The sequence below is a fragment of the Pediococcus sp. genome (genome assembly GCF_003533255.1).
Classification (GTDB): domain Bacteria; phylum Bacillota; class Bacilli; order Lactobacillales; family Lactobacillaceae; genus Pediococcus; species Pediococcus parvulus.
Genome location: NZ_DOEM01000013.1, coordinates 25,045 through 47,628, shown reverse-complemented (window position 1 = coordinate 47,628; position 22,584 = coordinate 25,045). Strand labels below are relative to the sequence as shown.

Below are 22,584 nucleotides of genomic sequence, written 5' to 3'. Positions count from 1 at the left end.
TTGCGGCCGAGCTTGCCACAAGAATCGACATCGACAGGAGCAAGAAAGATTTTCGGAACGAAAATCATCATTACTAGGCGGAATAGTAGGCACGACTTGGAGCCGCAGGACGGCAATTAAACTACTGCTTTTGAACCAAGTCGTTTAATACTAGTTATTGAAGTAATTTTGATCCTTTCAACCTTTAGATAGGGTATTTAAAGATGTTGCTTTATGATTGGAACTCAATCATAGTGCAAAATCTTTTTTATAGACAAGCGTTTATTTATTGTAATGATTCGTTATATTTGTAAACGTTTTACATGTTATATGGTAAAGTGTAACTAGAGAAGTAGAAAAAGAAGTAGAAAAAATAAAAAGTGAGTGTTTAATAACGATGTACAAAACGGATTTGTTAGAGAAAAATCAACAAAATTTATTTAAAATCCTAGAAATTCTTTATTTAGACGGAAATCCAGTGACCAAGCAATCGTTGACCAAAAAATTAAAAATTTCACCTGCAACGTTGAAACGTTATTTAGAAGATTTAAATGAGGATGTTCAACCTTTAGTTGATGAAAACAAGGTAGAAATCAAAATCGAAGCCAATACGGCGAGTTTCAAAATACTCAAAAACTTTGCACTTGATGATTGGCTGTTTGATCGTTATTTAAAAAAATCACCCAAGTTTCAACTTGTGATGCTTTTTTATAATCATGGAAGTCTTACGACATATACCCTTCAAGAAAAATTAAATCTTAGTGAGGCTTCTTTGTAGCGCACTATTAAACAGCTTAATACCGTTTTGAGTGAATTCAATTTGAGTATTCACAATGGGAATATTATTGGGGATGAATTACAAATTCGCTTCTTTTTTTACAACCTTTTTCAAGTCATTAATTATTCGCCTAAAGTGCGAGATTTTAATTTGGATCAGTTTGTGAATGAAGTGCAGACCGAATTACATTTCTACTTTCACTCTGAAGCAATTCATAGGGTGCGTTTGTGGTTGACAATTTCTCAGCATCGGTTGGTTGTCCAGTCCAAGTTACAAACGAGAATACCAGAATCGGTTCGTGAATTATACGAAAACAATGAGCTTTATTTTCATATAAAAAAAGTATTTCAGCGCGTCTTTCATGTTCGTTCACAAACAAAATCGGAGTTTGAATCTGAGGCGTTTTGTGTCATGTTAATTAGTATGTCTGTATTTAATAGCAAGACAAATGTGGCTCAACGTTTTTACGATATTTATAATTCTCAACACACACGGTTGTCTCAGGTAGTGGATCAAACGAATCATTTGATCCAAAAAACGCTCGAAATTAAGGATAGCCAGTGGCCCTTTGAATTAATGAAGTTAGTTTTTGATATTTGTGCACGACCGTTTTGTTTTTCGGGTAATTTGGAATATATGGATGAAATTTATGCGGACTACTATGTCTCGCATTTTTTCTCACATCAGGCACGCCAGGTTGTTAAAGAAATAATGCGAGTGTTAACTCAATCCAAGTATGGAGAAGTGAGCAAATTAATTGAACAAAATTGGATCTATTTTCAGCGGCGGTTACTATTTGCGGTCCGTGATTTTAGATACCAACAGATTAAGGATATCAATATTGGCGTAGATACTACTTTTGATTATTATATTAGCCAGTTGATTATTGATCTTATCCGCCAGATGTTTAAAAGAGATTTGCGAGTTAATGTAAACTATTATCAGCCCGGGAATGCCTATGATTTGGTGCTAACGAATTATCACGACGAGCCTTACGATGACACGGATTATACATATTGGCTAACTAATCTAGGGACCACTCGTGATTTAGTAGCGATTAAAAAAATCGTTGAAACTCATTTTTATGAAAAGACTCCGGTGCATCAGTTAATGTTTAAAAAATAGTAGAGAAAAAGAATGGGAAAAATAGGCTTTAGCTGGGTCTCGTGCTATTTCCCAAATACTATTCCTAAAATGTAGAAAAGAGTCAGATTCTGAGTAGTCTAGATTATACTCAGAATTTAACTCTTTTTTTTTGCATTTTTTTGAATGGAAATATGATTAAACATTAGAAAATGAGAGCTCTAACGCACACAAAAATATGAATTCTTGCAATTTTTTTGAGTTAACTATAAAAAATGAAATCGCTATCAGTTAAAACTTGCTATGATTAACTTGTAAAAAGGAAGCGGTTAGTTTTGAGGAGAGGTGATGATTGTGAAAAGATTTCTAAAGTCGTTACTAGTGTTTGTCACTTTAGCCAGTATTTTCGGATTGTATAGTCATCAACAAACTTATGCAGATGATGCAGAACCGAATTTTAACCTTGTCATCTCGCAAAACTCTGTTCATGTGGGGGACGCGGTTGAAATTAAAGTAAATCAATTGAAAACGGTGGAAGAGAGTTCAATTGATTTTAGTATGATTATTCCAACCGGGGTGATAATTGATAAAACGGCACTTAGCCAAGCAGCTACTAATGATGGATTTAAGTATCAATTGGAGAGCGATAAGTTGAACTTAACTTTAACTCCAAAAACCTCGAAAAATTTTGTCATTAAGTTAATTGCACAATCTGCAGGTGAATTTTCAATAAGTATTTTGGATAGTAAGCAGGCACTGACTAGTAATGTAGTCCAGATAGGAGCCCAAGCTGAGGCTTCCTCAGCAGAAAGTACGAGTAGTTCATCGAGTTTGCCAAGTACAGCAGATGAAAGCAAAAACAGTGTATCGAGTTCATCAGTCGAAAAAGTGGAAAGTTCAAGTTCACAAGCAATCAGTTCAGCAGAAGACTCAAGCTCACAAGTAAGTAGTTCAGCAGAAAGCTCAAGTACAGAAGCAAGTTCAAATGCGAAAACTACTTCAGGTAAATCGGCGCGAACGATTGTTAATGCGAACATTAAACTTGATCAGGCTGTCAATAATATCAATATTTCATATATATATCGTTATGCAAGTGATACAGATCAAGCCCTTACAGGTTATATTCAAGATCCAGACAAAGAAAAGATTACCGTTACCTATACCCTAACAAAGTTATCCGGAAATGGTGCTACCCCACCTCAAAACGGTGTAGTGCAAACGTTAGGAACGTTTACAACTGATGGCGCAAATGCTAAAACGGCATTCAGTTATTCACTTCTGGCTAATAAGTTTGCGTCGTGGACGACAAACTCAGTGGGATCGGTGTATGTACTGAGAGTAATGTTTGCAGGTACAGGTGGGCAAAAGAGTTTTAATATTCGGATTGTCTAGACAGACGGGTTACTCAGTCTGACTGCTCCTTCAAATATTGATTTTGGAAGTGATTTGAATGCTGAATTCACTGGAAACCCAATCTATATGGGAAAGGTTGCTACTGGCAGTCAGGCACTTGAAGTTACTGATACCCGTAAAATTCCAACTGGATATCCTATAAACGGATGGAATTCGACGGTTGCTTTAAAAAAACAAATGACAGGAGTAACAACTAAAGGTGTTTTGACAAATAGTCTGCATTATATTTACAAAGGGACGGATAACACGCTAAGTTCTGCTTCAAGCCCAGTGATGAGCTTGACCACTGGAACACCAGGGAAAACAACGCCTGTTTCGGCTGTGTGGGATTCTAAAAATGGAATAGCGTTTGAGCCCACAGCCGGACAACCAGTTGCTGGTGAACAATATACAGGTGCGGTTACTTGGACGTTGCAGGATGCACCGGTTAATCAGTAGGGAGATGATGCCATGTGAAAAGAGGATTAATACTTGTGATACTGAGTGTTGCGTCGATGTGTTTGTTTAATTCACCGATCCGTGGTGATACCCACGTTTCCGAAAGTTATGTGGGATTTACGAAGGCAGCACCTGCAACGCCGCAACCTAATGTGCCGGACAAACCCATTTATTCAAAGGTAGAAACGGCATCACAAGGTAAACAACAATATTTGCCGCAAACAGATGAACAGTCAGAAATTTTATTGAGTGTCATTGGATTATCAGGAATGATTGTAGTTCTTGGATATGGGATTCAGAGAAGAAGGATGTTTATAGCAGCCAAATAAGTAAAAGGATAAACCAAAAAAACGAATAGGAGCCACTCCGACTTATTGCTATAGCAATTAGGGAGGATGGACATCCGTATGAGAATAAGATTTTACGAAAGTAAAATAAATCTAAAAAACGAATAGGAGCCACTCCGACTTATTGCTATAGCAATTAGAGAGGATGGACATCCGTATGAGAATAAGATTTTACGAAAGTAAAATAAACCTAAAAAACGAATAGGAGCGATTGTCATGAAAAAAACAACTTTAATCTCACTAATTAGTATGAGCGGTCTTGTTTTAGGAGCTATTGCACCAGTTACTGCAATGGCAGCAGAAAACCGTACTGAAGACACAACCGCATCCGTTACATTTAAAGAAAACACGACTCACCCAGTTGATCCGGTCGACCCCACAGATCCAGATGAACCAGGTGATGGAAGTGGAACTGGCGAAGTTGGACCTTTAAGTATTGATTATGTTTCTAATTTTAATTTTGGAATTCATAATGTGCCAACCGAAGATGCGGTTTATACAGCAGAAGATGATGAAGGGGCTAGCAAAACATTTCCAAACTATGTCCAAGTTTCAGATCAACGAGCTGGGGACCCTAAAGGCTGGAGCCTAACCGTTAGTCAAAAAGGCAACTTCAAAGATAGCAAGGCAAATACTTTAACAGGTGCGCAAATTCTTTTAGGCTCGGCAATTGTTAAAACAACCACGAATAGTTACCCTAGCTCAAATCATACAGTAACTTCTTCTACTAATGGTGCGGCATTACAACCTGGAGGTGCTACTGTGAATGTGATGGCTGCAAAAGCTGGTGGTGGTTCCGGAACATGGGTTGATGTTTTTGGACAAGCAAATAACTCAACAGTAAAATTAGAAGTTCCAGCTGCAGCACATCCAAATGCGGATAGCTATAGTACAACGCTCACTTGGAGTTTAGCAGACACACCAGTTAATTCTTAAAATAATTAGGTAAAGGAGGTTGTCACTGTGAAACGAAAAACTTTTATCTTGATACTAATGACTTTGGTACTAAGCATTCTCACAATCTTGCCGGTTTCGGCAAATCAGCTAACCTTTGGAGTTCAAGCAAACCTTCCTGAAAATCAAGTTGACAATAAGGTTACCTATTTTGATTTGAAACTAAACTCGGGTGCTAGCCAAACTGTAACGGTCACGGTAACAAACGGGACTAAAAAACAAGTCAAGATAAAACCGGAAGTAAATACAGCGACAACCAATCTAAATGGTGTAGTCGAATATCAGAAAGTATCAGCTAAGAACTTTGATTCATCCCTGAAGTATCCTTTGTCTAAATATGTAACGCCAGTCGAAAAAACGATTGTCTTAAATGCAAAACAGTCTAAGAAAATCCATTTCAAAATCAAAATGCCTAAAGGTAAGTTTAATGGTGTAATGGCTGGTGGCATTCGTCTTCAAGATGAAAATGCCGAGATTAGTAAAGATGCTAAGAAGAAAAAAGGAACAACTGTCCAAAATGAATATGCGTATTTAGTGGGAATAGTCTTACAACAAACTGCAAAAAAGGTTACACCTGATATGAAATTGGCAAGTGTCAAGCCAAGTCAAAACAACCTTCGAAATGTAATCAATTCCCGTTTACGAAATGTTAAGGCAACTTATTTAAATAAATTGTCAGTAAATGCAAAAGTTTCCAAAGCTGGTAGTTCAAAGATTTTGTATCACCAGAAGACTTCTAATATGCAAATGGCACCTAACTCAGTTTTCAATTATGCATTGAATTTAAATGGACAAAAATTGAAGGCTGGGACATATGTCATGGATATCACAGCTAAATCTAAAAAGCAGACTTGGCATTTTAAAAAGCAGTTTACGATTACTCGTAAAAAAGCGGCTGTGTTAAATGCAAAGGATGTCTCAATTAAAAAGAATTATAGCTGGATTTATATCTCGGTAGGAGTCCTCATCTTGTTAATCATGATCGCAATTGCATTCTGGCTGATCCGTAGAAAACTAAAAGCTAAAGAAGCTGAAAACGAAGCATTACGCGCCCAACTTGAAAAACACTCCTCAGACAACTAATTGTTTAATGACCCCCTTTGCAAATAAGACTGGAAATTTCCAGTCTTATTTGTTTATTGTTTCAATAAGTAATACTAAGCTGGTAAACTTAAAGAAAAGTCGAAAGAGGATTTAGCTATGTGGACTCAATTTAAAGAAACAAATTTTTTTAAATTTATCACAATCTTTTTGCGCCGATTTAAAAGTGGAAATGTGTCGAACAATGGAATTGTTTTTGCGTATTATACTTTGCTCTCATTCTTTCCGTTACTTCTGTTAATTGGAAACCTGTTACCATTACTGAATTTGCCGATAAAAACCGTTCTAGAATATGTGCAACAGGTCATGCCAGAAAATATTTATGAAATTTTGAGTCCTTTAATTCGTCAGTTATTGACAACTAATAGTGGCGGCATTTTTTCGATAGGAGTTGTGGTGGCAATTTGGTCGGCAAGTCGCGGCATTTCGGCATTTCAAAAATCGTTGGATGCGACCTATGAAATGGAGAATTCTGCAAATGCTATTCTGAGTCGGCTGTTGTCTTTTGTGATTGTCCTTATTTTTATGTTGGCCTTGGTTGTGGTCGTCCTGTTCTTCACATTAAGTTCGGCTGTTTTGACTTATTTGACCCCAATCCTTCATCTACCTCAAAACTTGGTGGGCATCGTGAGCACAGTTAAATGGCCGATTACCATTATTGCGGCTGTCATTATTTTGGCTGTTTTGTATGTCATTGTGCCAACCGCAAAGGTCTATTGGCGGTTTGTCTGGGTTGGTGCGGCGTTTTCGATGGTTGGTTTACTGTTGCTAACGCAGTTCTTTGCGCTATATTTACGTTACTTTGGCGGCGAAATTACCACCTATAGAACAATTGGGACTTTTATTGTGATCATGCTGTGGTTGGATCTTTTTGCGGAGATTCTCTTGATTGGCGGGGTCATCAATGCTTCCTTACAAGAAGGCTGGCAGAAAAAAGCGTTTATCCCCAAGAAACGCCGTTCAAAAAGGCAAAAATCTGATAAACTGGTATAATACAAACATAAATTAATGTACCGGGAATTTTGGTTCTCGGATGCAGCTAAAGGTGTGAAAATTACGAATTTTATTAAAACGCATAAAGCTTTAACGACTGATGTCATTTTGATTTTGGCTGGGATAATCGATTGGTTGATTACGCGCAATGTCATTGTGACTAGCAACCACTTTTTTATGATTGGATTGGCGCTATTACTAATTGGTGTGGCCTTTGTATTAGAACGAGGACATTTACTAACGGGGTGGTTTCGCCGGCCAGCTAAAGGTGAAGAAAAACTGAAGCGAAAAAAGATCGATGTTCACAAAGTCGGGCGGATTAAAAACAGTCCAATTGTGTTTACAAAGCCAGCACGCTATTTTTTACGCATTGGGATTTTTACTGTTGTTGTCAGTATTCTTGTTTCATTTATCTAAAAAACTCTTTACCAAATGATTTTTGAAGTCATTGGTAAAGAGTTTTTGTTTGGAACCTAAGTAGTTAACACAAATTTTTGAATAGCTTTGGCAACGCCGTCTTCTTCGTTTGTGGCAGTTACAAATTTGGCTAATTGTTTGACTTCTGGAATTGCATTACCCATTGCGACGGGAGTTCCAGCAACTTTTAACATAGAAAGATCATTTCCTTGGTCACCAATTGCCATCATATTTTCAGACGTCCATCCTAAACGTTTCGCCAAATCTTTCAGCGCGTTACCTTTGCTGGCCGATTTATTTAAAACTTCTAAAAAGAAAGGCTCACTTTGCACAAAGTAGTATTTCTCTAAAAAGCTTTGTGGAATCTTTTCACGCAGAGCGGTGATCTTTTCTGGTGGGTCAATGAACATCCCCTTTGGAATTCGTAAATTCATTGGCATTTCACCGACATCACGATACCGAATACCCATGCGCACGTAAAAACTTTCTGCAATTGTGTAAGGACTCAGATTCTTATTGGCAGTATAAATATGGTTTTCAGTTTCTACATGAAAATGACTGCGCAATTTCCGACTTAAGGCTTCAAGATCAGTATAGTCATTGTAGTTTAGAGTATGCCGAATAATGGTCCGCCCCTCGATTGTTTGAACCAGCGCGCCATTGTAAGTAATGACAAACTGGTTATCACCAGACAAGCCTAGTTTTTTTAAGTGTTCAGCGACCCCAGTAAGTGGTCGTCCGGAGCATAAAACAATTTTGACACCAACTTGACTGGCCTGCTTGATAACAGAAACGGTTTTGTCGGTAATTTGTTTATTGTCGGTTAAAAGCGTGCCATCAAGGTCAATGGCCACAATTTTGATCGCCATTAGCGTTGACCTCCCTTAGCATCTAGCAAAATTCCGTTTTTAATATACGATTGAAACTCTTTGTAAATTGGGTGGAAGAGTTCACTATCATCTTCAGATAGCATTTTTTTAGGAAAGAAGAAACGTTCATCACCAGAAACCCGTCCCGTGATCGCAGCCACTAAAGCACTCACGGTTGAAAGCTCAACTAAACTACCATCGTGTTGCATAAGCTCAATTTGGGTCCGTGGTTTAGTGGTGCTAGGATCGTAAGCATCATATGGTAAGTCATAGCTATTATTGATAGCTGTGTAGTAGGTACTGTTAAACCCAGCTTTTTCAATGAGGCTTCGCAGCTCAGGTAATAAATATTCTGTTTCGCGCGTAAAGCGTACTGATTTCAGTGGGATACGATTTAAAAATCGATTTGATAAATCATTTAAAACGGGATCTTTATCGTCCTCCCACTGTTGGAAGTAGGTGTTTAAAACGCCATCATCTAAACGTAAATAATCGGCAACTGTTGCATTGTGATTAAAAAACGGCATCAAAAAATAAGGAATAAAATCGCGTTGCTTACTATTATCATTGGTAGCATCGCCATAAATTTCGTTTGCTCGTTGCAAAAGATGACTTAAAATCATTTCCATTGAGCGAGAAACAGGATGAAAGTAAACTTGAAGGTACATTTGGAAACGACTGACGATAAAATCTTCCACGGCATGAATGCCGCTGATTGAAAAGGCAATGCCATCTTTATAAGGACGCATCACGCGCAAAATTCTGGTTAAATCAAAAGTGCCGTAGTTTGTGCCTGTATAATAGGAATCACGAAGCAGATAATCCATTCGATCAGCATCAATTTGGCTAGAGATCATTTGGACAACCTGTGGATTTGGATATTTATGAGAGATCACGCTGGCAACTTCGCTCGGAAACTTTGGTGAAACTCGGCGGAGCACTTGGTTAACCTCGGTTTCTGGGTCCGTAATAATGTGTTCGGTATAGCTTTCATGATCAGTATGAAAAATATGCTCAAATGTATGTGAGTATGCGCCATGACCAATGTCATGCAGTAAGGCAGCACATAAGGTGACGAGACGTTCTGAATTGTCCCATAAACCATCGCCAGGTGTCTTTGAGGGATAGTTACGCTCAAAACTGTCACAAATGCGCCGGGCAACTTCATAACATCCAAGGGAGTGTGAGAAGCGCGTATGTTCAGCACCATGGAACACAAGTGAAGTTGTACCAAGTTGATGAATGCGACGTAAACGTTGAAATTCTTTTGTATTAATTAAGTCTAAGATGACCTGGTTTTGAACATAAACATAGTTATGAACCGGGTCACGAAATACCTTTTCCATTGGCAATAATTTATTACGGTAATCCATGAAAATAGGCTTCCTTCCATCTAAAAGTTATTTGTTAAGCCTAGTATAACAAAGTTTTGTAATTCCGTTTGAATAAAGCCAAATCGCTATGATGAATGAATTTTTGGGTTTATACTAATAAGGAAGTTATTTTTGGGAAAGAAGGGTGCTGACTTTAATGGATGAACTTAATACTGGTGTACCGGTTGCCATTCATTTGGACACTTATATCACACAAGAAGGAGAAGAGTCCCATTTTGCATTTAATGAAGATGGTCAACTTTTTCAAATGGGTGATTCTTTTTATATTCGTTACCAAGAAACGGATGAAGATACCAAAGAACAAATTCCGGTCACTATGAAAATTGATAGTGAAGGAGACGTCTTATTGACGCGTTCCGGTGAAAACAAATTGCGATTACGCTTTAGTAATGGCAAACGAATTCAGGCCCGTTATCGTACACCATACGGAATTTTACCGGTCGATACAGTTACCCCGTTTTTGGAAGTTCGTGTGCGTGATCGACCATTTTCCGGAACTGTGAATGTGGATTACCAGTTATTTGCTGGTGAAAGTTTATTAGGAGACTACAAAATTAGATTGCAATTTACAGCCTAGGTAATGTATCATAGGGAGTAGACTGTTGAAAGGACGTGCACCAGTTTGGATTTGAAAATTTTTGATGGTCAAGACAAAACTGAACTTTCATTAATCGAGGTTGCTCATGCAATTCTTGCTCAGCATGGTGATCCCATGGCATTTGTGGATCTTGCTAATGAAGTTCAACAGTATCTTGGCAAAACCGATGAAGAATTCCGCGATCGTTTGTCACAATTTTATACTGATTTAAATACTGATGGTAGTTTCATTTCTTTGGGCGACAATAGTTGGGGGTTACGTACTTGGTACCCCTTTGAGTCAATTGATGAAGCCATTATTCATGCTGATGAGGATGAAGATGACGATCGTCCAAAACGTAAGAAACGTAAGAAGGTTAATGCTTTCTTAGCTGACGCCGCAGATGATGACGACGTAATTGATTATGATGCCGATGATCCAGAAGATGATGATGTTGTTGCTGATGACGACAATGACTTTGATTCCGATAATAATGATGATTATACTGATAGTTCAAAAGATGATGATAGTGATGATTTACCTGATGATGATTTGCCCGATGGTATCGAAGGACAGTTATCTGAGTTAGATGATGACGATTCGGATGATGATGAATAAGTCAGCTTTTCAAGCTTGACATTAGATTAGTTACCTTGTATTATCTTTATTGGGCGCTTTGCTATGTGCAAAGCCAAACAGTACGGATTTTAAATTGTGCTCCCTATTCCAAATGAATAGGGAGCATTTTTATTATTTCATAAATGTCCCTAAAAAACCTCAAAGGAGTTATAAAATGACTAAATACATTTTTGTCACTGGTGGCGTTGTTTCTTCGCTTGGAAAAGGAATCGTAGCGGCTTCTCTTGGTCGTTTACTCAAGAATCGTGGCCTAAAGGTTACCATTCAGAAGTTTGATCCCTATATTAATGTTGACCCAGGAACGATGAACCCGTATCAACATGGGGAAGTATTTGTTACAGATGATGGCACAGAAACTGATCTTGACTTAGGTCACTATGAGCGGTTTATCGACAATGATCTTAACAAGTATTCCAATGTGACAACTGGGAAAATCTATTCTGAGGTTTTGAAAAAGGAACGTCATGGTGACTACTTAGGTGCCACTGTGCAAGTAATTCCACATATTACGGATACCATCAAAGAAAAAATTATGCGCGCTGGGACAATCACAGATTCTGATATTGTGATTACTGAAATTGGTGGAACAGTTGGTGATATCGAATCTCTTCCATTCTTAGAGGCTTTGCGTCAAATGAAGAGTGAAGTGGGTTCGGAAAATGTGATTTATATTCACACCACTTTGATTCCTTATTTACGTGCAGCTGGAGAAATGAAAACAAAGCCAACTCAACACAGTGTTAAGGAATTGCGTGGGCTTGGAATTCAACCAAATATTTTGGTAGTTCGGACTGAAAAGCCCATTACACAATCCATGCGGAATAAAATTGCGTTGTTCTGTGATGTAGATCCAGAAGCTGTTATTGAATCACGTGATGTGGATAATTTGTATCAAATTCCGTTGAATCTTCAGGCTCAAGGGATGGATCAAATTATTGTGGATCACTTTGGTCTTAAGACACCAAAAGCTGATATGGAAGACTGGCGAAAGATGACAGAACATGTTCGTAATGATTTGGACCATGTCATTAAGATTGCCTTAGTTGGTAAATATGTGGCCTTACAGGATGCTTACATTTCTGTATCTGAAGCTTTGAAACATGCCGGATATCCAGTCAATGCTAAAATTGAAATTAAAAAAGTGGATTCTGAAAAAATCACAACCGATAATGTTTCTGAAATTTTTGGCAACGTAGATGGTTTAATCGTTCCTGGTGGGTTCGGTGATCGTGGAATTGAAGGCATGATTACGGCCATTCAGTATGCTCGTGAAAATGATTTACCATTCTTGGGAATTTGTTTAGGTATGCAAATGGCTTCCGTTGAGTTTGCGCGAAATGTCTTAGGTCTTAAAGATGCTAATTCAACAGAAATGAATGCTGATACACCGCATAACATTATTGACTTAATGGCCGACCAGGAAGACGTTCATGATTTGGGTGGAACACAACGATTAGGCTTGTACCCATGCAAACTTAAAGCAGGTTCTGTGGCTGCTGCAGCATATGACAATCAAGATGTTATTCAAGAGCGTCATCGTCATCGTTTTGAATTTAATAATAAATATCGGGATGCTATGCAAGAACATGGATTAGTATTTTCCGGCACTTCTCCTGATAACCATTTAGTTGAAGTTATTGAATTACCTGAAAAGAAATTCTTTGTGGCTTCTCAATATCATCCAGAATTCTTATCACGGCCACAACGTCCAGAAGGTTTGTTCAAAGCCTTTATTGCAGCTGCTAATAAATAACAGTAAACAAAGTAGTACACGATCGTCAATAAGACATAGTCGTGTACTATTTTTGTGAATAAATTTATAGAAAAATTAGGTCAAATTATAAGTTTTTCGTGAATAACCCTTAGGCGGGTTCGGTTTATTGATTTTTTTTAATTTATGGTTGTTTTTTTGATATAGGTTATTTATGATTAGAATTGACTGTACAATTATTAGCATGTTGATAAGTGAGGAAAGTACACATGAAAAAAATGGTAATCCGTGGCGGACAACAACTTTCCGGTGAAGTGACAATTGGCGGTGCTAAAAACAGCACAGTAGCTTTAATTCCAGCTGCTATATTAGCCGATACTCCTGTCCGCCTAGACTCTGTTCCAGACATCTTAGACGTTCATAATTTAATGATCATTCTTGAATCAATGAATGTTCATTCTACGTTTGAAAATGGTGTTATGGAAATTGATCCAACTAATATAATTGAAAGTGCCTTACCAAGTAAGGCAATTAAAAGTTTGCGTGCTTCCTACTATTTTATGGGGGCATTGCTAGGTAAATTCAAACGCGCAACGGTAAGTTTCCCAGGTGGCGACAATATTGGTCCTCGTCCAATTGACCAACATATCAAAGGATTCAAGGCCTTGGGTGCTACGGTTAACGAACAAAACGATTCGGTTTATATCACGACTGATAACCGTGAATTACACGGTGCCCATATTTTCTTAGATGTCGTTTCTGTTGGAGCAACCATTAATGTCATTTTGGCGGCTGTCAAAGCCAACGGGCAAACAACGATCGAAAATGCGGCTCGTGAACCTGAAATCATTGATCTGGTGACCTTCCTAAATAGTATGGGAGCTAGGATTCGTGGGGCAGGAACAGATGTCATTCGTATTGATGGTGTGGATAGTTTGAGTAGTAATGCTACTCACACAATTATTCCAGATCGCATTGAGGCGGGAACCTATTTGTCATTGGCTGCTTCAGTGGGCAACGGTATCCAAATTAATAACATCATTCCAGAACATTTGGAATCTTTTAACTCAAAGCTTCTGGAGCTTGGAGTTGATTTAGATGTTGGTGAGGATAGTATTTATGTTCCTGAATCGCGTAATTTACATGCCATTGAAATAAAAACAAATCCGTTTCCCGGCTTTGCAACGGACCTTCAACAGCCCATCACACCCGCTTTAATGAAGGCTCAGGGAAGTAGTGTCATTGTGGATACTATTTACCCCAAACGTGTTAAACACATCTCACAGCTGCAAAAAATGGGTGCTAACATTAGAGTTGAAAATGATATTATTATTGTGGCACATACAGAACAATTACATGGCGCCGAGGTTGAGGCTGGTGAAATTCGTGCCGGTGCGGCCTTGATGATTGCTGGCTTGATGGCTTCGGGAACAACGATTATAACTAAAGCTGAGAACATTTTGCGCGGGTATGATCGCATTGTTTATAAGCTGAAGCAACTGGGTGCCAACATTGAAATTGTGAGCGATGCAGAAGAAAAAGTTAAATAGAGGTAAAGAATGAGCGATTTTTTAACAATGGCGGAATTACAAAAAATGACGCTCAAACAGATCTATGGTTTTGCGCGTCAATTTAAGATTCCGTATTATGGTCAGATGAACAAACCAGAATTAGCTTTAGCTATCATTCGGGCTCAAGCTAAGGAACAAGACTTTGTCGAAATGGAAGGCGTTTTAGATATCGTCTCCCAGGAAGGCTTTGGTTTTTTACGGCCAATCAATTATGGGCCTTCTCAAGAAGATATTTATATTTCGGCTTCACAGATTACTCGGTTTGGATTGCGAAATGGTGATCTTGTCACAGGAAAAGCTCGACACCCCAAACCATCTGAGCGTTATTATGGCTTGATGCACGTTGATCGAGTAAACGGAAAAAATCCCGAAGAAGCTAAACAACGACCTCATTTTCCGGCATTAACACCTATTTATCCCAAACAACAAATTAAATTAGAAACAACCTCGGAAACCTTGTCTACCCGCTTAATTGATATTTTCACACCAATCGGTTTTGGTCAACGAGGGCTGATTGTGGCCCCACCCAAGGCTGGTAAAACCACTTTGCTAAAATCAATTGCCAATGGCATTGCTAAAAATTATCCCAAGGTTAAACTAATTGTGTTATTGATTGATGAACGTCCTGAAGAAGTGACGGACTTGGAGCGCTCGATTAAAGGTGAAGTGGTATCTTCGACTTTTGATAAAGAGCCGAAAAACCACATTCGAGTTTCGGAACTTGTTTTGGAGCGGGCACTGCGCTTAGTCGAAGACAAAGAAGATGTGGTCATTTTACTGGATTCAATTACGCGTTTAACGCGGGCATACAATTTGGTGATTCCACCCAGTGGTCGAACGTTATCCGGTGGAATTGATCCAGCTGCGTTTTATAAACCCAAGAAATTCTTCGGAGCGGCGCGGAATATTGAAGAAGGCGGCAGTTTAACAATTTTGGGAACCACGTTGGTTGATACGGGAAGTCGCATGGATGATGTTATCTATGAGGAGTTCAAAGGAACAGGGAATTCTGAGTTAACCTTATCACGAGAACTTGCGGAACGCCGTGTTTTTCCTGCGCTTGATATAAAACAATCAGGAACCAGAAAAGAAGAATTGTTATTACCACAGAATGTTTTGGATCAAGTTTGGCGGATTCGCCGTGCTATGGTGGGTGATTCGCTTGAAACAACGGAACAATTGTTACAATTCTTGAAAAATACTAAAGATGATCAAGAATTTTTAGGTGAGATTGAAAATGTGAAGTTTAAATCAGCCGTTCGGAAACGAAAACCACGGTAAAAGTGAGTTGCGTGTAATAGATATTCATGATATTATAGTGGTCGTTGATTAATTTAAGAAAATAACTATGTCTCAGTAAATGACTCATGGCAAAGGAGCGTATTTATAATGAAAAAAGGAATTCATCCAGATTATCACGAAGTCGTATTTCAAGATTCAACAACTGGTTATAAGTTTATTTCCGGTTCAACAAAGACTTCTGCTGAAACAATCACAATGGACAATGGCAAAGAATATCCATTAGTTCGTGTTGAAATTTCTTCTGATTCACACCCATTCTACACAGGTCGTCAGAAGTTCAACCAAGTCGATGGTACTGTCGATCGTTTCAACAAGAAATACGGACTTACAGACGACAACAAGTAATTCTGTACTTAAAAAAGCTCGAACCAACTGTGACGTTGATTCGAGCTTTTTGTTTTGGGTTAATGTTTGCGGTCGGCGTGCGTGTTGATTTGAACCAAAATAAAATTCAAAGCAACTAAGACTGATGTGGAAATAAAGACGGATCCGTAATCAAAGGTTCCAGAAACTGCAGATCCAATTAAGGGACCGGACATGTTTCCTAATGCTTGAAAAGATTGATTCCAACTAATACCCGACCTGTTACTTCGGCAGGCGAGCGTTTTGACAAGATTGCTTGAACGGCAGGCAACATGGCGCCATCCGAAATACCAACCATAAAGCGGAAGAAAGCCAATAGCCAAACTGAACTAACAAATGCCATTGGAATATACATACAAATGGCAAAAATAAAACCAATGGAAAGAATTTTTTCAGTCCGATATGATCTCCTAATTCACCAAGTCTTGGGGCAGAAAAAAGCGTTGCAATTCCAGGAACGGCAGCTACGATTCCAGCCACAAGAGTGATCGGGCCAATTCCTTTCATTAACTGCCGCACGTAAAGGCTTAAAATAGGCGTGATTGAATTATTGGAAGCTTGAATAATCATGGTTGTGATAAACATGCCAAACACAATTTTAGGATTATCTAATTTGCCGATGACTTCTTTAGCGGTTAAAGGTTTTGCGCGTTCTACAGGATGGAAATGTTCATGCACAAAGAAATAGCTCAAAAAGAAAACGAGTAATAAGACGGCCCCGGTAATGAAAAAGGTAATTCGATAAGAGAAAAATTCTGCTAAAATTCCACCAAGTAAGGGGCCAATCAAGTTACCACTGACATACCCGGTTGATAATGTTCCTAGAGCCAAACCACTTTTTCTTTAGGAGTTTCTGTAGCTAACAAAGCGTTAGCATTACTTATGTACCCGGAAAATACACCTTGAACCATCCGTAAAGCAATTAATTGCCAAATTGTTTGAACCAATCCCATTGCGCCAATTACAAATGCCATGCCAAGTGAAGCACGTAAGATCATTAGTTTTCGGCCTTTAGAATCGGCAAGTTTTCCCCAGATTGGTGAAACTAAAGCGGTAACTAAATAGGTTGCAGAATATGTAATCCCACTGTAGAATGTAAGTTGTTGCTTGGAAAAATTGCCAAGTGTGTCGACATATAAGGATAAAAAAGGGCATGACTTCACTAAAAGCCATCCCGGCCATAAAAGTGCCAAACCAAAGGACGACTAAGTTTTGTTCCCAGGGTGCTCGTTTTTTAAATATGGATCTTTTAATTTTAGAAAACAAAGCCATCCTCCTTTCTAAACGAAATTAGGTTAATAAAAACTATATTTATTAGAATACCACTATTTAGGTTACAGGGAGAAGAACATGAAAAAAAAGGGAACCAGGATTAGAAAATGGCTAACCACAATTTTAATTTTAATTTTGTTGCTTATAAGTTTGGCGTTAATTTTCAATGAACAGATCAAAGATTGGTTAGTTGATTCTTATAAACCACAAATTACGCAGCAAACGATTAAAAAGAATAAAAATAAAAAAGCTAGTTACAATTTCAAGAGTGTTAAGTCACTTGATTTTCAAACGGTTGCGAAGGCACGCGCTAATTCTGCTAAGTTGAATGTGGTTGGGGAAATTAGTATTCCAAAAATTAAGTTGAATTTACCAATTGCAGAGGGGGTCACCAATGAAAATTTGGCATTGGCGGCAGCAACTTTGAAGCCTAATATGAAAATGGGTAAAGGTAATTATGTTTTGGCTGGGCATCACATGGTGCGAAAAGACATTTTATTTAGTCCTTTGTATTGGAAGATGAGACCCGGAATGAAGATTTACATCACTGATCTAAAAAGAATATACACGTATAAAGCAACGAAAAGGCAATTTATTGCAGCGACGCGTGTGGATGTGATTAATGATGTGCCAAACAAAAAAATAATTACGTTGATTACTTGTGATGCAACTGGTGCCAAGCGTCTCATGATTCGCGGAAAATACGAGAGTTCAGTTGCATACAAGAAAGCACCAAAGAGTATTCAAAAGAGTTTTTCGAAAAATTTTAATAATAAATAGGCAGGTCATGTGACTAAGTAACCCTTATTCACATACTTGAGCGATTAGAATATATCATCTTAAAAACGACTGGGAAAACTTTCCCGGCCGTTTTTAGATTTAAAATGAAGAGAAATCTAATGTGACTTATTTTTCACTATCGCAGTTGGTTAAGTAGTCAAGCCAATTGTCAATACCAGCGGCGATTTGTTGGTAGGCGGCTTCAAATTTATGCGTGTACCAAGGATCTGGAACATCACTTGCCGGATTTTTAGATGAAACTGACATAAAAAGTCTGAGTTTTCCTCGTGAGTTTACGGGTTTTAATTTTTGCAAATCCTGCATATTTTTATGATCCATTCCGATAATCAGATCAAAGTTTTTAAAGTCAGTCTTTGTGACAGGACGAGAAATTAATTGTTTGGTAGATACCCCATGATTTTGTAAAGTTGCAATTGTTTGGGGATGCGGTGGGTTACCCTCTTCCCAGTCACTGGTACCGGCGGAATCCACACTAAATTGGTGCGTCAATCCAGCTTGAATTATTTTTTGGCGAAAAATCGCTTCGGCCATGGGAGAGCGACAAATATTTCCTAGACAAACAAATAAAATTTTTTGCATAAATACCACCTAATCTTAATTATTTTTGAATTCATTGCCTAACGCTTTATAAACAACCCGCCGTCTGGTATTATCAAGGTATTAAAACGAAGAGGAGAATTAGTATGACAGTAGGAATAATAATTGCAGTAATCGTCGTCATTCTAATCGGATTGTTTATTATATTATATAACAATTTGGTTAAGGCCAGAACTTATACACAGGAATCATGGAGCCAAATTAATGTTCAATTGAAGCGTCGAAACGATCTGATTCCAAATTTAGTTTCTACGGTTCAGGGGTATGCTTCGTATGAAAAAAGTACCTTATCCAAAGTTGTTGAGTTGCGAAACCAATTGGTGTCTGTTACTGACAACCCCCAGGCTAGTGCAACGGATCGTGCACAGACAATGGCTTTATCGGATCAATTAAGTTCTCAATTAAAAAGTGTGTTTGCTTTATCTGAGAGTTATCCTGATTTAAAGGCAAGTGCTGAGTTTACAAAACTTATGGAAGAGCTAACAAACACTGAAAATAAAATTGCTTATTCTCGTCAGCTATATAATTCAAGTGTGGCCAGTTACAACATGAAATTACAAACATTTCCAAGTGATTTGGTTGCTTCGATGACAAGTTTTAAAGAAGCAACTTATCTACAAGTTCCAGAAGAAGAAACTAAAACACCTGATGTTTCTTTTAAAAAGTACGAAGATTTATAAAAATCAGTAAGCAGAGAAGGAGTTGATAAACAGTGCTATTCCAACAAATTGCACGTAATAAACGACGGACTATTTACGTCATGATAGGCTTCAGCTTGCTCGTGCTTCTTATTGGTGGTGCGCTTGGATACTTCTTCTATGATAGTGCCATTTCAGGCATTATCATGGCGGCTGTTGTTGCTGGAATTTATATGATCATGATGATTTCACAGTCAACCTCAGTAGTAATGCGAATGAATCACGCGCATGAAGTTACAGAAGCACAGCAACCTGAGCTTTGGCATATTGTTGAAGATATGGCGTTAGTTGGGAAAGTCCCAATGCCCAAAGTGTTCATTATTGATGATCCAAGTCCAAATGCATTTGCGACGGGAAACGATCCAAAGCACGCAGCCGTTGCCGTCACGAGTGGTATCATGGAGCGACTGAATCGTGAGGAAATGGAAGGCGTTTTAGGCCATGAAATTTCGCATGTCCGTAATTATGATATTAGACTGCAAACGATCGCCCTTGCGCTGTCGGCAGCTATTTCAATGTTGGTTAACATTGGCATGAATTCGTTTTGGTGGGGTGGCGGTCGTCGCCGAAATAACAACGATTCTGAGGGTGGTAACATACAAATAATATTGTTGATATTATCTGTAGTGCTCATTATTTTGGGACCCCTTGCTGCTTCAATTGCACAAATGGCATTGTCGCGAAATCGAGAGTATTTGGCCGATGCATCAAGTGTAGAACTCACACGAAATCCCCAGGGTTTGATCACAGCTTTAGAGAAAATTTCGGATAGCAAACCTATGCAGGCAGCAGATCCGACAAGCACGGCGCTTTATATTTCAGATCCGTTAAAGAAAAAAGGTGGGTTATCTCATTTGTTTGATACCCATCCGCCAATTGAAGACCGAATTGCAAGACTTCAAAAGATGTAAGTTATTTAGCAAAATTTGGCGTACAATAATAAGTTGAACAGATAATTCATTGAAAGTGAGCTATTAAGATTATGCGGGATGATTTCGTATATATCCACTTGGAGCCCATTGCAAACTTGATTTACTCAAGAGGACTAAGTGTCGAAGATTTCCTACGTGGTATTCCCCGAATACCGACGCATATTTTGGTGTTGAATACACCGATTAATGATAATTTAAGTATTGATCCCCATACGCAGTTAAATACAGTGAGTGGGACTTTTAACATTCGAAAATATTTAACTAATCCAAAGGCCATTCATACGAGTTGGCTAGATTATTCGCGTGATGAGGGACTGGATGAACTTCTTCCGGAAGAAATTGCAGAATTGCTATATCTAGGCCATATGCATACCCATTATACGACGCCATTTTCTTATAAACTGCAAAACGATTTTGTTTTTCTTTCTTTGGGAAGTAAACATTTGAAAGTCTACTACCGCCAATTGAAAAATTTTTATCCAGTTTTGAATGGTGCACTTATTCGGCATACAAAGCAGGCTTTTAATGAGCGAAGAATGTTTCGGCGTTACGATGGGTTTCCCGAGATCCCACAGACTATGTTGCGACAGTTAACACCTATTCTAAGTAGTGGAATCATTTTTGCTTTTGATCAAGCATTCGAACAAGAAAAGCAGTACCGAATTCCAATTTTGATTGCTCAAGAAAATGGGCAGTCACCAATTTATCGTAGCCGAACGTCACTTTATAATAAGGCGCAGCAAGTAGCTGTTTTACGGTATAACATGGTGAGCAGTCATTGGCATTTAGTTATTACAAATTCGCGCGCTTTTGAAGATGATCAGTTTTATTAATTAATAACAATGTGAGAACTGACTGGTTCAGTTCTTTTTATTTTGTAAAACGAAGATAAATAGTTAGTGTGGTATAATTTAAGGGTTCTAAATTCGAGATTAGGAGAATGGATAAAATGAAAATGCAGTTGACAGAAATTGCCAATGCGGTTGGAATTGAAGAAGTACCTGAAAATTGGCAGGAAATTACAATTGCAAACGTTGAGTTTGATAGCCGTAAGGTGCAACCAAATTCGTTATTTATTCCATTAAAAGGTCAGCGTGATGGCCATGAATTCGTTGAAAATGCTATGAAAAATGGTGCTGTAGCCACGCTATGGGCAAAAGACCATGAAAATGTACCAACTGGGTATCCAGTCTTGGTAGTGGACGATCCACTTGAAACTTTGCAAAAATTAGCAGTTTACTATCTTGGCAAAATTAATCCAAAAGTGGTGGCAATTACAGGTAGTAACGGGAAAACAACCACTAAAGATATGACGGCTGCTTTACTGGAAACTGAATATAATGTTGTAAAAACAGAAGCTAATTTCAATAATGAAATTGGGGTACCAATCACTTTATTGAATATGAATGCTAACACAGAGGTTGTAGTGGTTGAAATGGGAATGGATCGTCCTGGTCAACTTGATTTTTTAAGTAAAATGGCCCAGCCAGACACAGTGGTAATCACCATGATTGGAGAAGCTCATATTGAGTTCTTTGGTACCCGTGATAAAATTGCGGATGCAAAATTGGAAATTACCCATGGGTTAAAAGAAGACGGTCTATTTATTTATAATGGTGATGAACCTCTCCTAAGAGAACGAAGTAAACAAGTTGAGCAACAACAATACACGTTTGGTAGTAGTGCTGCTGATGATTTGTTTGCTAGCAATGTGCAAAGTGCTCGTGATCATACAAGTTTTGAAATCAATTTAGTACCGGATCAAACTTATGAAATTCCAATGATTGGAAAATATAATGTTATGAATGCTTTAGCCGCTATTGCAGTGGCTAAGGCCTATCATATCGATCCGGCAAAGGTTGGGGATGCGCTAAAAAATTTTCAACTTACACATAATCGAACTGAATGGGTTCGGGGGAGTGCTGGTGAGTTGATCTTGAGTGACGTTTATAATTCAAATCCCACTGCTGCCAAAGAAGTTTTAGCTTCTTTTAGTCAAACAGAGATCAAAGGTAGTCGATTTGCTGTTTTAGGTGATATGTTGGAACTCGGTGAGCAATCTGATTTGATGCATGCTAGCTTGGCCAATTATTTAGATCCAAAACTAATTCAAGATGTTTATTTAGTTGGTACTCATATGAAAGCCTTAGAACAAGCTCTAAAAGCAAAATATGCTGATGATCACATTCATTGGTATACGGTGGAGCAAGAAAATCAATTAGTTGAAGATCTGAAAGAAAAATTAACTAACCAGGATGAAATTGTGATTAAGGGTAGTCATGGCATCCATTTGGAAAAAGTTTTATCAGGTCTACAAAACGCATAGCAAGACATTATTGAGCAAATCGGCCATAT

22 protein-coding genes and 3 pseudogenes are annotated in these 22,584 nt (G+C 38.3%); 19 read left to right on the top strand and 6 right to left on the bottom strand.

What is annotated here, in order from left to right:
• Positions 1–376 precede the first annotated feature (376 nt).
• From DD627_RS03960 to DD627_RS03925, 8 genes and pseudogenes are all read left to right on the top strand, one after another.
• A pseudogene (locus DD627_RS03960) lies at positions 377–1,882 on the top strand (AcpB/EbpR/MafR family transcriptional regulator).
• A 312-nt stretch (positions 1,883–2,194) separates the two neighbouring features.
• Positions 2,195–3,232, top strand: coding sequence for a hypothetical protein (locus DD627_RS03955; protein ID WP_260266792.1), 1,038 nt, complete (start codon positions 2,195–2,197; stop codon positions 3,230–3,232).
• A 12-nt stretch (positions 3,233–3,244) separates the two neighbouring features.
• Positions 3,245–3,691, top strand: a pseudogene (locus DD627_RS03950) (cell surface protein); the annotation flags it as partial.
• A gap of 14 nt (positions 3,692–3,705) precedes the next feature.
• On the top strand, positions 3,706–4,020 hold the full coding sequence (locus tag DD627_RS03945; RefSeq protein ID WP_260266790.1) for an LPXTG cell wall anchor domain-containing protein: 315 nt from the start codon (positions 3,706–3,708) through the stop codon (positions 4,018–4,020).
• Between the two features lie 234 nt (positions 4,021–4,254).
• The gene (locus DD627_RS03940) at positions 4,255–4,974 is read left to right on the top strand and encodes a WxL domain-containing protein (protein ID WP_068806856.1); all 720 of its coding nucleotides are present in this window, start codon (positions 4,255–4,257) and stop codon (positions 4,972–4,974) included.
• 27 nt (positions 4,975–5,001) lie between these two features.
• Positions 5,002–6,075, top strand: coding sequence for a WxLIP family cell surface protein (locus tag DD627_RS03935; RefSeq protein WP_260274582.1), 1,074 nt, complete (start codon positions 5,002–5,004; stop codon positions 6,073–6,075).
• 117 nt (positions 6,076–6,192) lie between these two features.
• Positions 6,193–7,086 (top strand): YihY/virulence factor BrkB family protein, encoded by an 894-nt coding sequence (locus tag DD627_RS03930; RefSeq protein ID WP_057783609.1) that lies wholly within the window; start codon positions 6,193–6,195, stop codon positions 7,084–7,086.
• 54 nt (positions 7,087–7,140) lie between these two features.
• Entirely contained in the window at positions 7,141–7,503 is a 363-nt protein-coding gene (locus DD627_RS03925; RefSeq protein ID WP_057783607.1) for a DUF3899 domain-containing protein, read from the top strand.
• A gap of 56 nt (positions 7,504–7,559) precedes the next feature.
• On the opposite strand, the gene yidA is transcribed toward DD627_RS03925, so the two are convergent.
• Together yidA and DD627_RS03915 are read right to left on the bottom strand one after the other, a co-directional pair.
• Positions 7,560–8,372: a sugar-phosphatase gene (gene yidA / locus DD627_RS03920; RefSeq protein ID WP_057783606.1), complete on the bottom strand. Its 813-nt coding sequence runs from the start codon at positions 8,370–8,372 to the stop codon at positions 7,560–7,562.
• On the bottom strand, positions 8,372–9,745 hold the full coding sequence (locus tag DD627_RS03915) for an HD domain-containing protein (protein WP_057783603.1): 1,374 nt from the start codon (positions 9,743–9,745) through the stop codon (positions 8,372–8,374). Before DD627_RS03915 ends, yidA begins: the two co-directional genes overlap by 1 nt.
• 157 nt (positions 9,746–9,902) lie before the next feature.
• Between DD627_RS03915 and DD627_RS03910 the strand changes: the two genes are divergently transcribed.
• From DD627_RS03910 to DD627_RS03885, 6 genes are all read left to right on the top strand, one after another.
• Positions 9,903–10,343 (top strand): YwiB family protein, encoded by a 441-nt coding sequence (locus DD627_RS03910; RefSeq protein ID WP_260266787.1) that lies wholly within the window; start codon positions 9,903–9,905, stop codon positions 10,341–10,343.
• A gap of 45 nt (positions 10,344–10,388) precedes the next feature.
• The gene (gene rpoE, locus DD627_RS03905; RefSeq protein ID WP_057783600.1) at positions 10,389–10,961 is read left to right on the top strand and encodes a DNA-directed RNA polymerase subunit delta; all 573 of its coding nucleotides are present in this window, start codon (positions 10,389–10,391) and stop codon (positions 10,959–10,961) included.
• 175 nt (positions 10,962–11,136) lie between these two features.
• Positions 11,137–12,735, top strand: a complete 1,599-nt coding sequence (pyrG, locus tag DD627_RS03900) for a CTP synthase (RefSeq protein WP_260266786.1) — start codon at positions 11,137–11,139, stop codon at positions 12,733–12,735.
• Positions 12,736–12,962: 227 nt separating this feature from the next.
• Positions 12,963–14,243: a UDP-N-acetylglucosamine 1-carboxyvinyltransferase gene (gene murA / locus DD627_RS03895; RefSeq protein WP_057783596.1), complete on the top strand. Its 1,281-nt coding sequence runs from the start codon at positions 12,963–12,965 to the stop codon at positions 14,241–14,243.
• 9 nt (positions 14,244–14,252) lie between these two features.
• The gene (rho, locus tag DD627_RS03890) at positions 14,253–15,545 is read left to right on the top strand and encodes a transcription termination factor Rho (RefSeq protein ID WP_057783595.1); all 1,293 of its coding nucleotides are present in this window, start codon (positions 14,253–14,255) and stop codon (positions 15,543–15,545) included.
• Between the two features lie 108 nt (positions 15,546–15,653).
• On the top strand, positions 15,654–15,911 hold the full coding sequence (locus tag DD627_RS03885) for a type B 50S ribosomal protein L31 (RefSeq protein ID WP_260266785.1): 258 nt from the start codon (positions 15,654–15,656) through the stop codon (positions 15,909–15,911).
• 59 nt (positions 15,912–15,970) lie between these two features.
• Here the strand turns inward: DD627_RS03885 and DD627_RS03880 are convergent, their stop codons facing one another.
• The 3 genes and pseudogenes from DD627_RS03880 to DD627_RS03870 all read right to left on the bottom strand — a co-directional run.
• Positions 15,971–16,105: a hypothetical protein gene (locus tag DD627_RS03880; protein ID WP_260274581.1), complete on the bottom strand. Its 135-nt coding sequence runs from the start codon at positions 16,103–16,105 to the stop codon at positions 15,971–15,973.
• Between the two features lie 5 nt (positions 16,106–16,110).
• Positions 16,111–16,272, bottom strand: a complete 162-nt coding sequence (locus DD627_RS03875) for a hypothetical protein (protein ID WP_260274580.1) — start codon at positions 16,270–16,272, stop codon at positions 16,111–16,113.
• An 11-nt stretch (positions 16,273–16,283) separates the two neighbouring features.
• A pseudogene (locus tag DD627_RS03870) lies at positions 16,284–17,092 on the bottom strand (MFS transporter); the annotation flags it as partial.
• Positions 17,093–17,279: 187 nt separating this feature from the next.
• On the opposite strand from DD627_RS03870, the gene DD627_RS03865 reads away from it, so the two are divergent.
• On the top strand, positions 17,280–17,981 hold the full coding sequence (locus DD627_RS03865) for a class A sortase (RefSeq protein ID WP_057783591.1): 702 nt from the start codon (positions 17,280–17,282) through the stop codon (positions 17,979–17,981).
• A gap of 126 nt (positions 17,982–18,107) precedes the next feature.
• Here the strand turns inward: DD627_RS03865 and DD627_RS03860 are convergent, their stop codons facing one another.
• Entirely contained in the window at positions 18,108–18,581 is a 474-nt protein-coding gene (locus DD627_RS03860) for a low molecular weight protein-tyrosine-phosphatase (RefSeq protein ID WP_057783589.1), read from the bottom strand.
• Positions 18,582–18,685: 104 nt separating this feature from the next.
• Here DD627_RS03860 and DD627_RS03855 point away from each other — a divergent pair, with 104 nt between their 5' ends.
• The 4 genes from DD627_RS03855 (at position 18,686) to DD627_RS03840 (ending at position 22,555) form a co-directional block, all read left to right on the top strand.
• A complete protein-coding gene (locus DD627_RS03855) occupies positions 18,686–19,279 on the top strand; it encodes a LemA family protein (RefSeq protein ID WP_260266783.1) in 594 nt (197 codons plus the stop codon).
• A 32-nt stretch (positions 19,280–19,311) separates the two neighbouring features.
• Entirely contained in the window at positions 19,312–20,208 is an 897-nt protein-coding gene (htpX, locus tag DD627_RS03850; RefSeq protein ID WP_260266782.1) for a zinc metalloprotease HtpX, read from the top strand.
• 116 nt (positions 20,209–20,324) lie between these two features.
• Positions 20,325–21,062, top strand: a complete 738-nt coding sequence (locus DD627_RS03845) for a hypothetical protein (protein WP_229923070.1) — start codon at positions 20,325–20,327, stop codon at positions 21,060–21,062.
• Between the two features lie 116 nt (positions 21,063–21,178).
• Positions 21,179–22,555, top strand: coding sequence for a UDP-N-acetylmuramoyl-tripeptide--D-alanyl-D-alanine ligase (locus DD627_RS03840; protein ID WP_057783582.1), 1,377 nt, complete (start codon positions 21,179–21,181; stop codon positions 22,553–22,555).
• The last annotated feature ends 29 nt before the right edge of the window (positions 22,556–22,584 follow it).

Coding starts and splice junctions, on each gene's coding strand:
- DD627_RS03880 (WP_260274581.1), bottom strand. CDS start 16,105: ATGTCCGGTCCCTTAATTGGATCTGCAGTTTCTGGAACCTTTGATTAC.
- DD627_RS03915 (WP_057783603.1), bottom strand. CDS start 9,745: ATGGATTACCGTAATAAATTATTGCCAATGGAAAAGGTATTTCGTGAC.
- DD627_RS03865 (WP_057783591.1), top strand. CDS start 17,280: ATGAAAAAAAAGGGAACCAGGATTAGAAAATGGCTAACCACAATTTTA.
- DD627_RS03860 (WP_057783589.1), bottom strand. CDS start 18,581: ATGCAAAAAATTTTATTTGTTTGTCTAGGAAATATTTGTCGCTCTCCC.
- rho (WP_057783595.1), top strand. CDS start 14,253: ATGAGCGATTTTTTAACAATGGCGGAATTACAAAAAATGACGCTCAAA.
- DD627_RS03875 (WP_260274580.1), bottom strand. CDS start 16,272: ATGGCATTTGTTAGTTCAGTTTGGCTATTGGCTTTCTTCCGCTTTATG.
- pyrG (WP_260266786.1), top strand. CDS start 11,137: ATGACTAAATACATTTTTGTCACTGGTGGCGTTGTTTCTTCGCTTGGA.
- DD627_RS03940 (WP_068806856.1), top strand. CDS start 4,255: ATGAAAAAAACAACTTTAATCTCACTAATTAGTATGAGCGGTCTTGTT.
- DD627_RS03885 (WP_260266785.1), top strand. CDS start 15,654: ATGAAAAAAGGAATTCATCCAGATTATCACGAAGTCGTATTTCAAGAT.
- DD627_RS03855 (WP_260266783.1), top strand. CDS start 18,686: ATGACAGTAGGAATAATAATTGCAGTAATCGTCGTCATTCTAATCGGA.
- yidA (WP_057783606.1), bottom strand. CDS start 8,372: ATGGCGATCAAAATTGTGGCCATTGACCTTGATGGCACGCTTTTAACC.
- DD627_RS03910 (WP_260266787.1), top strand. CDS start 9,903: ATGGATGAACTTAATACTGGTGTACCGGTTGCCATTCATTTGGACACT.
- murA (WP_057783596.1), top strand. CDS start 12,963: ATGAAAAAAATGGTAATCCGTGGCGGACAACAACTTTCCGGTGAAGTG.
- DD627_RS03840 (WP_057783582.1), top strand. CDS start 21,179: ATGAAAATGCAGTTGACAGAAATTGCCAATGCGGTTGGAATTGAAGAA.
- DD627_RS03930 (WP_057783609.1), top strand. CDS start 6,193: ATGTGGACTCAATTTAAAGAAACAAATTTTTTTAAATTTATCACAATC.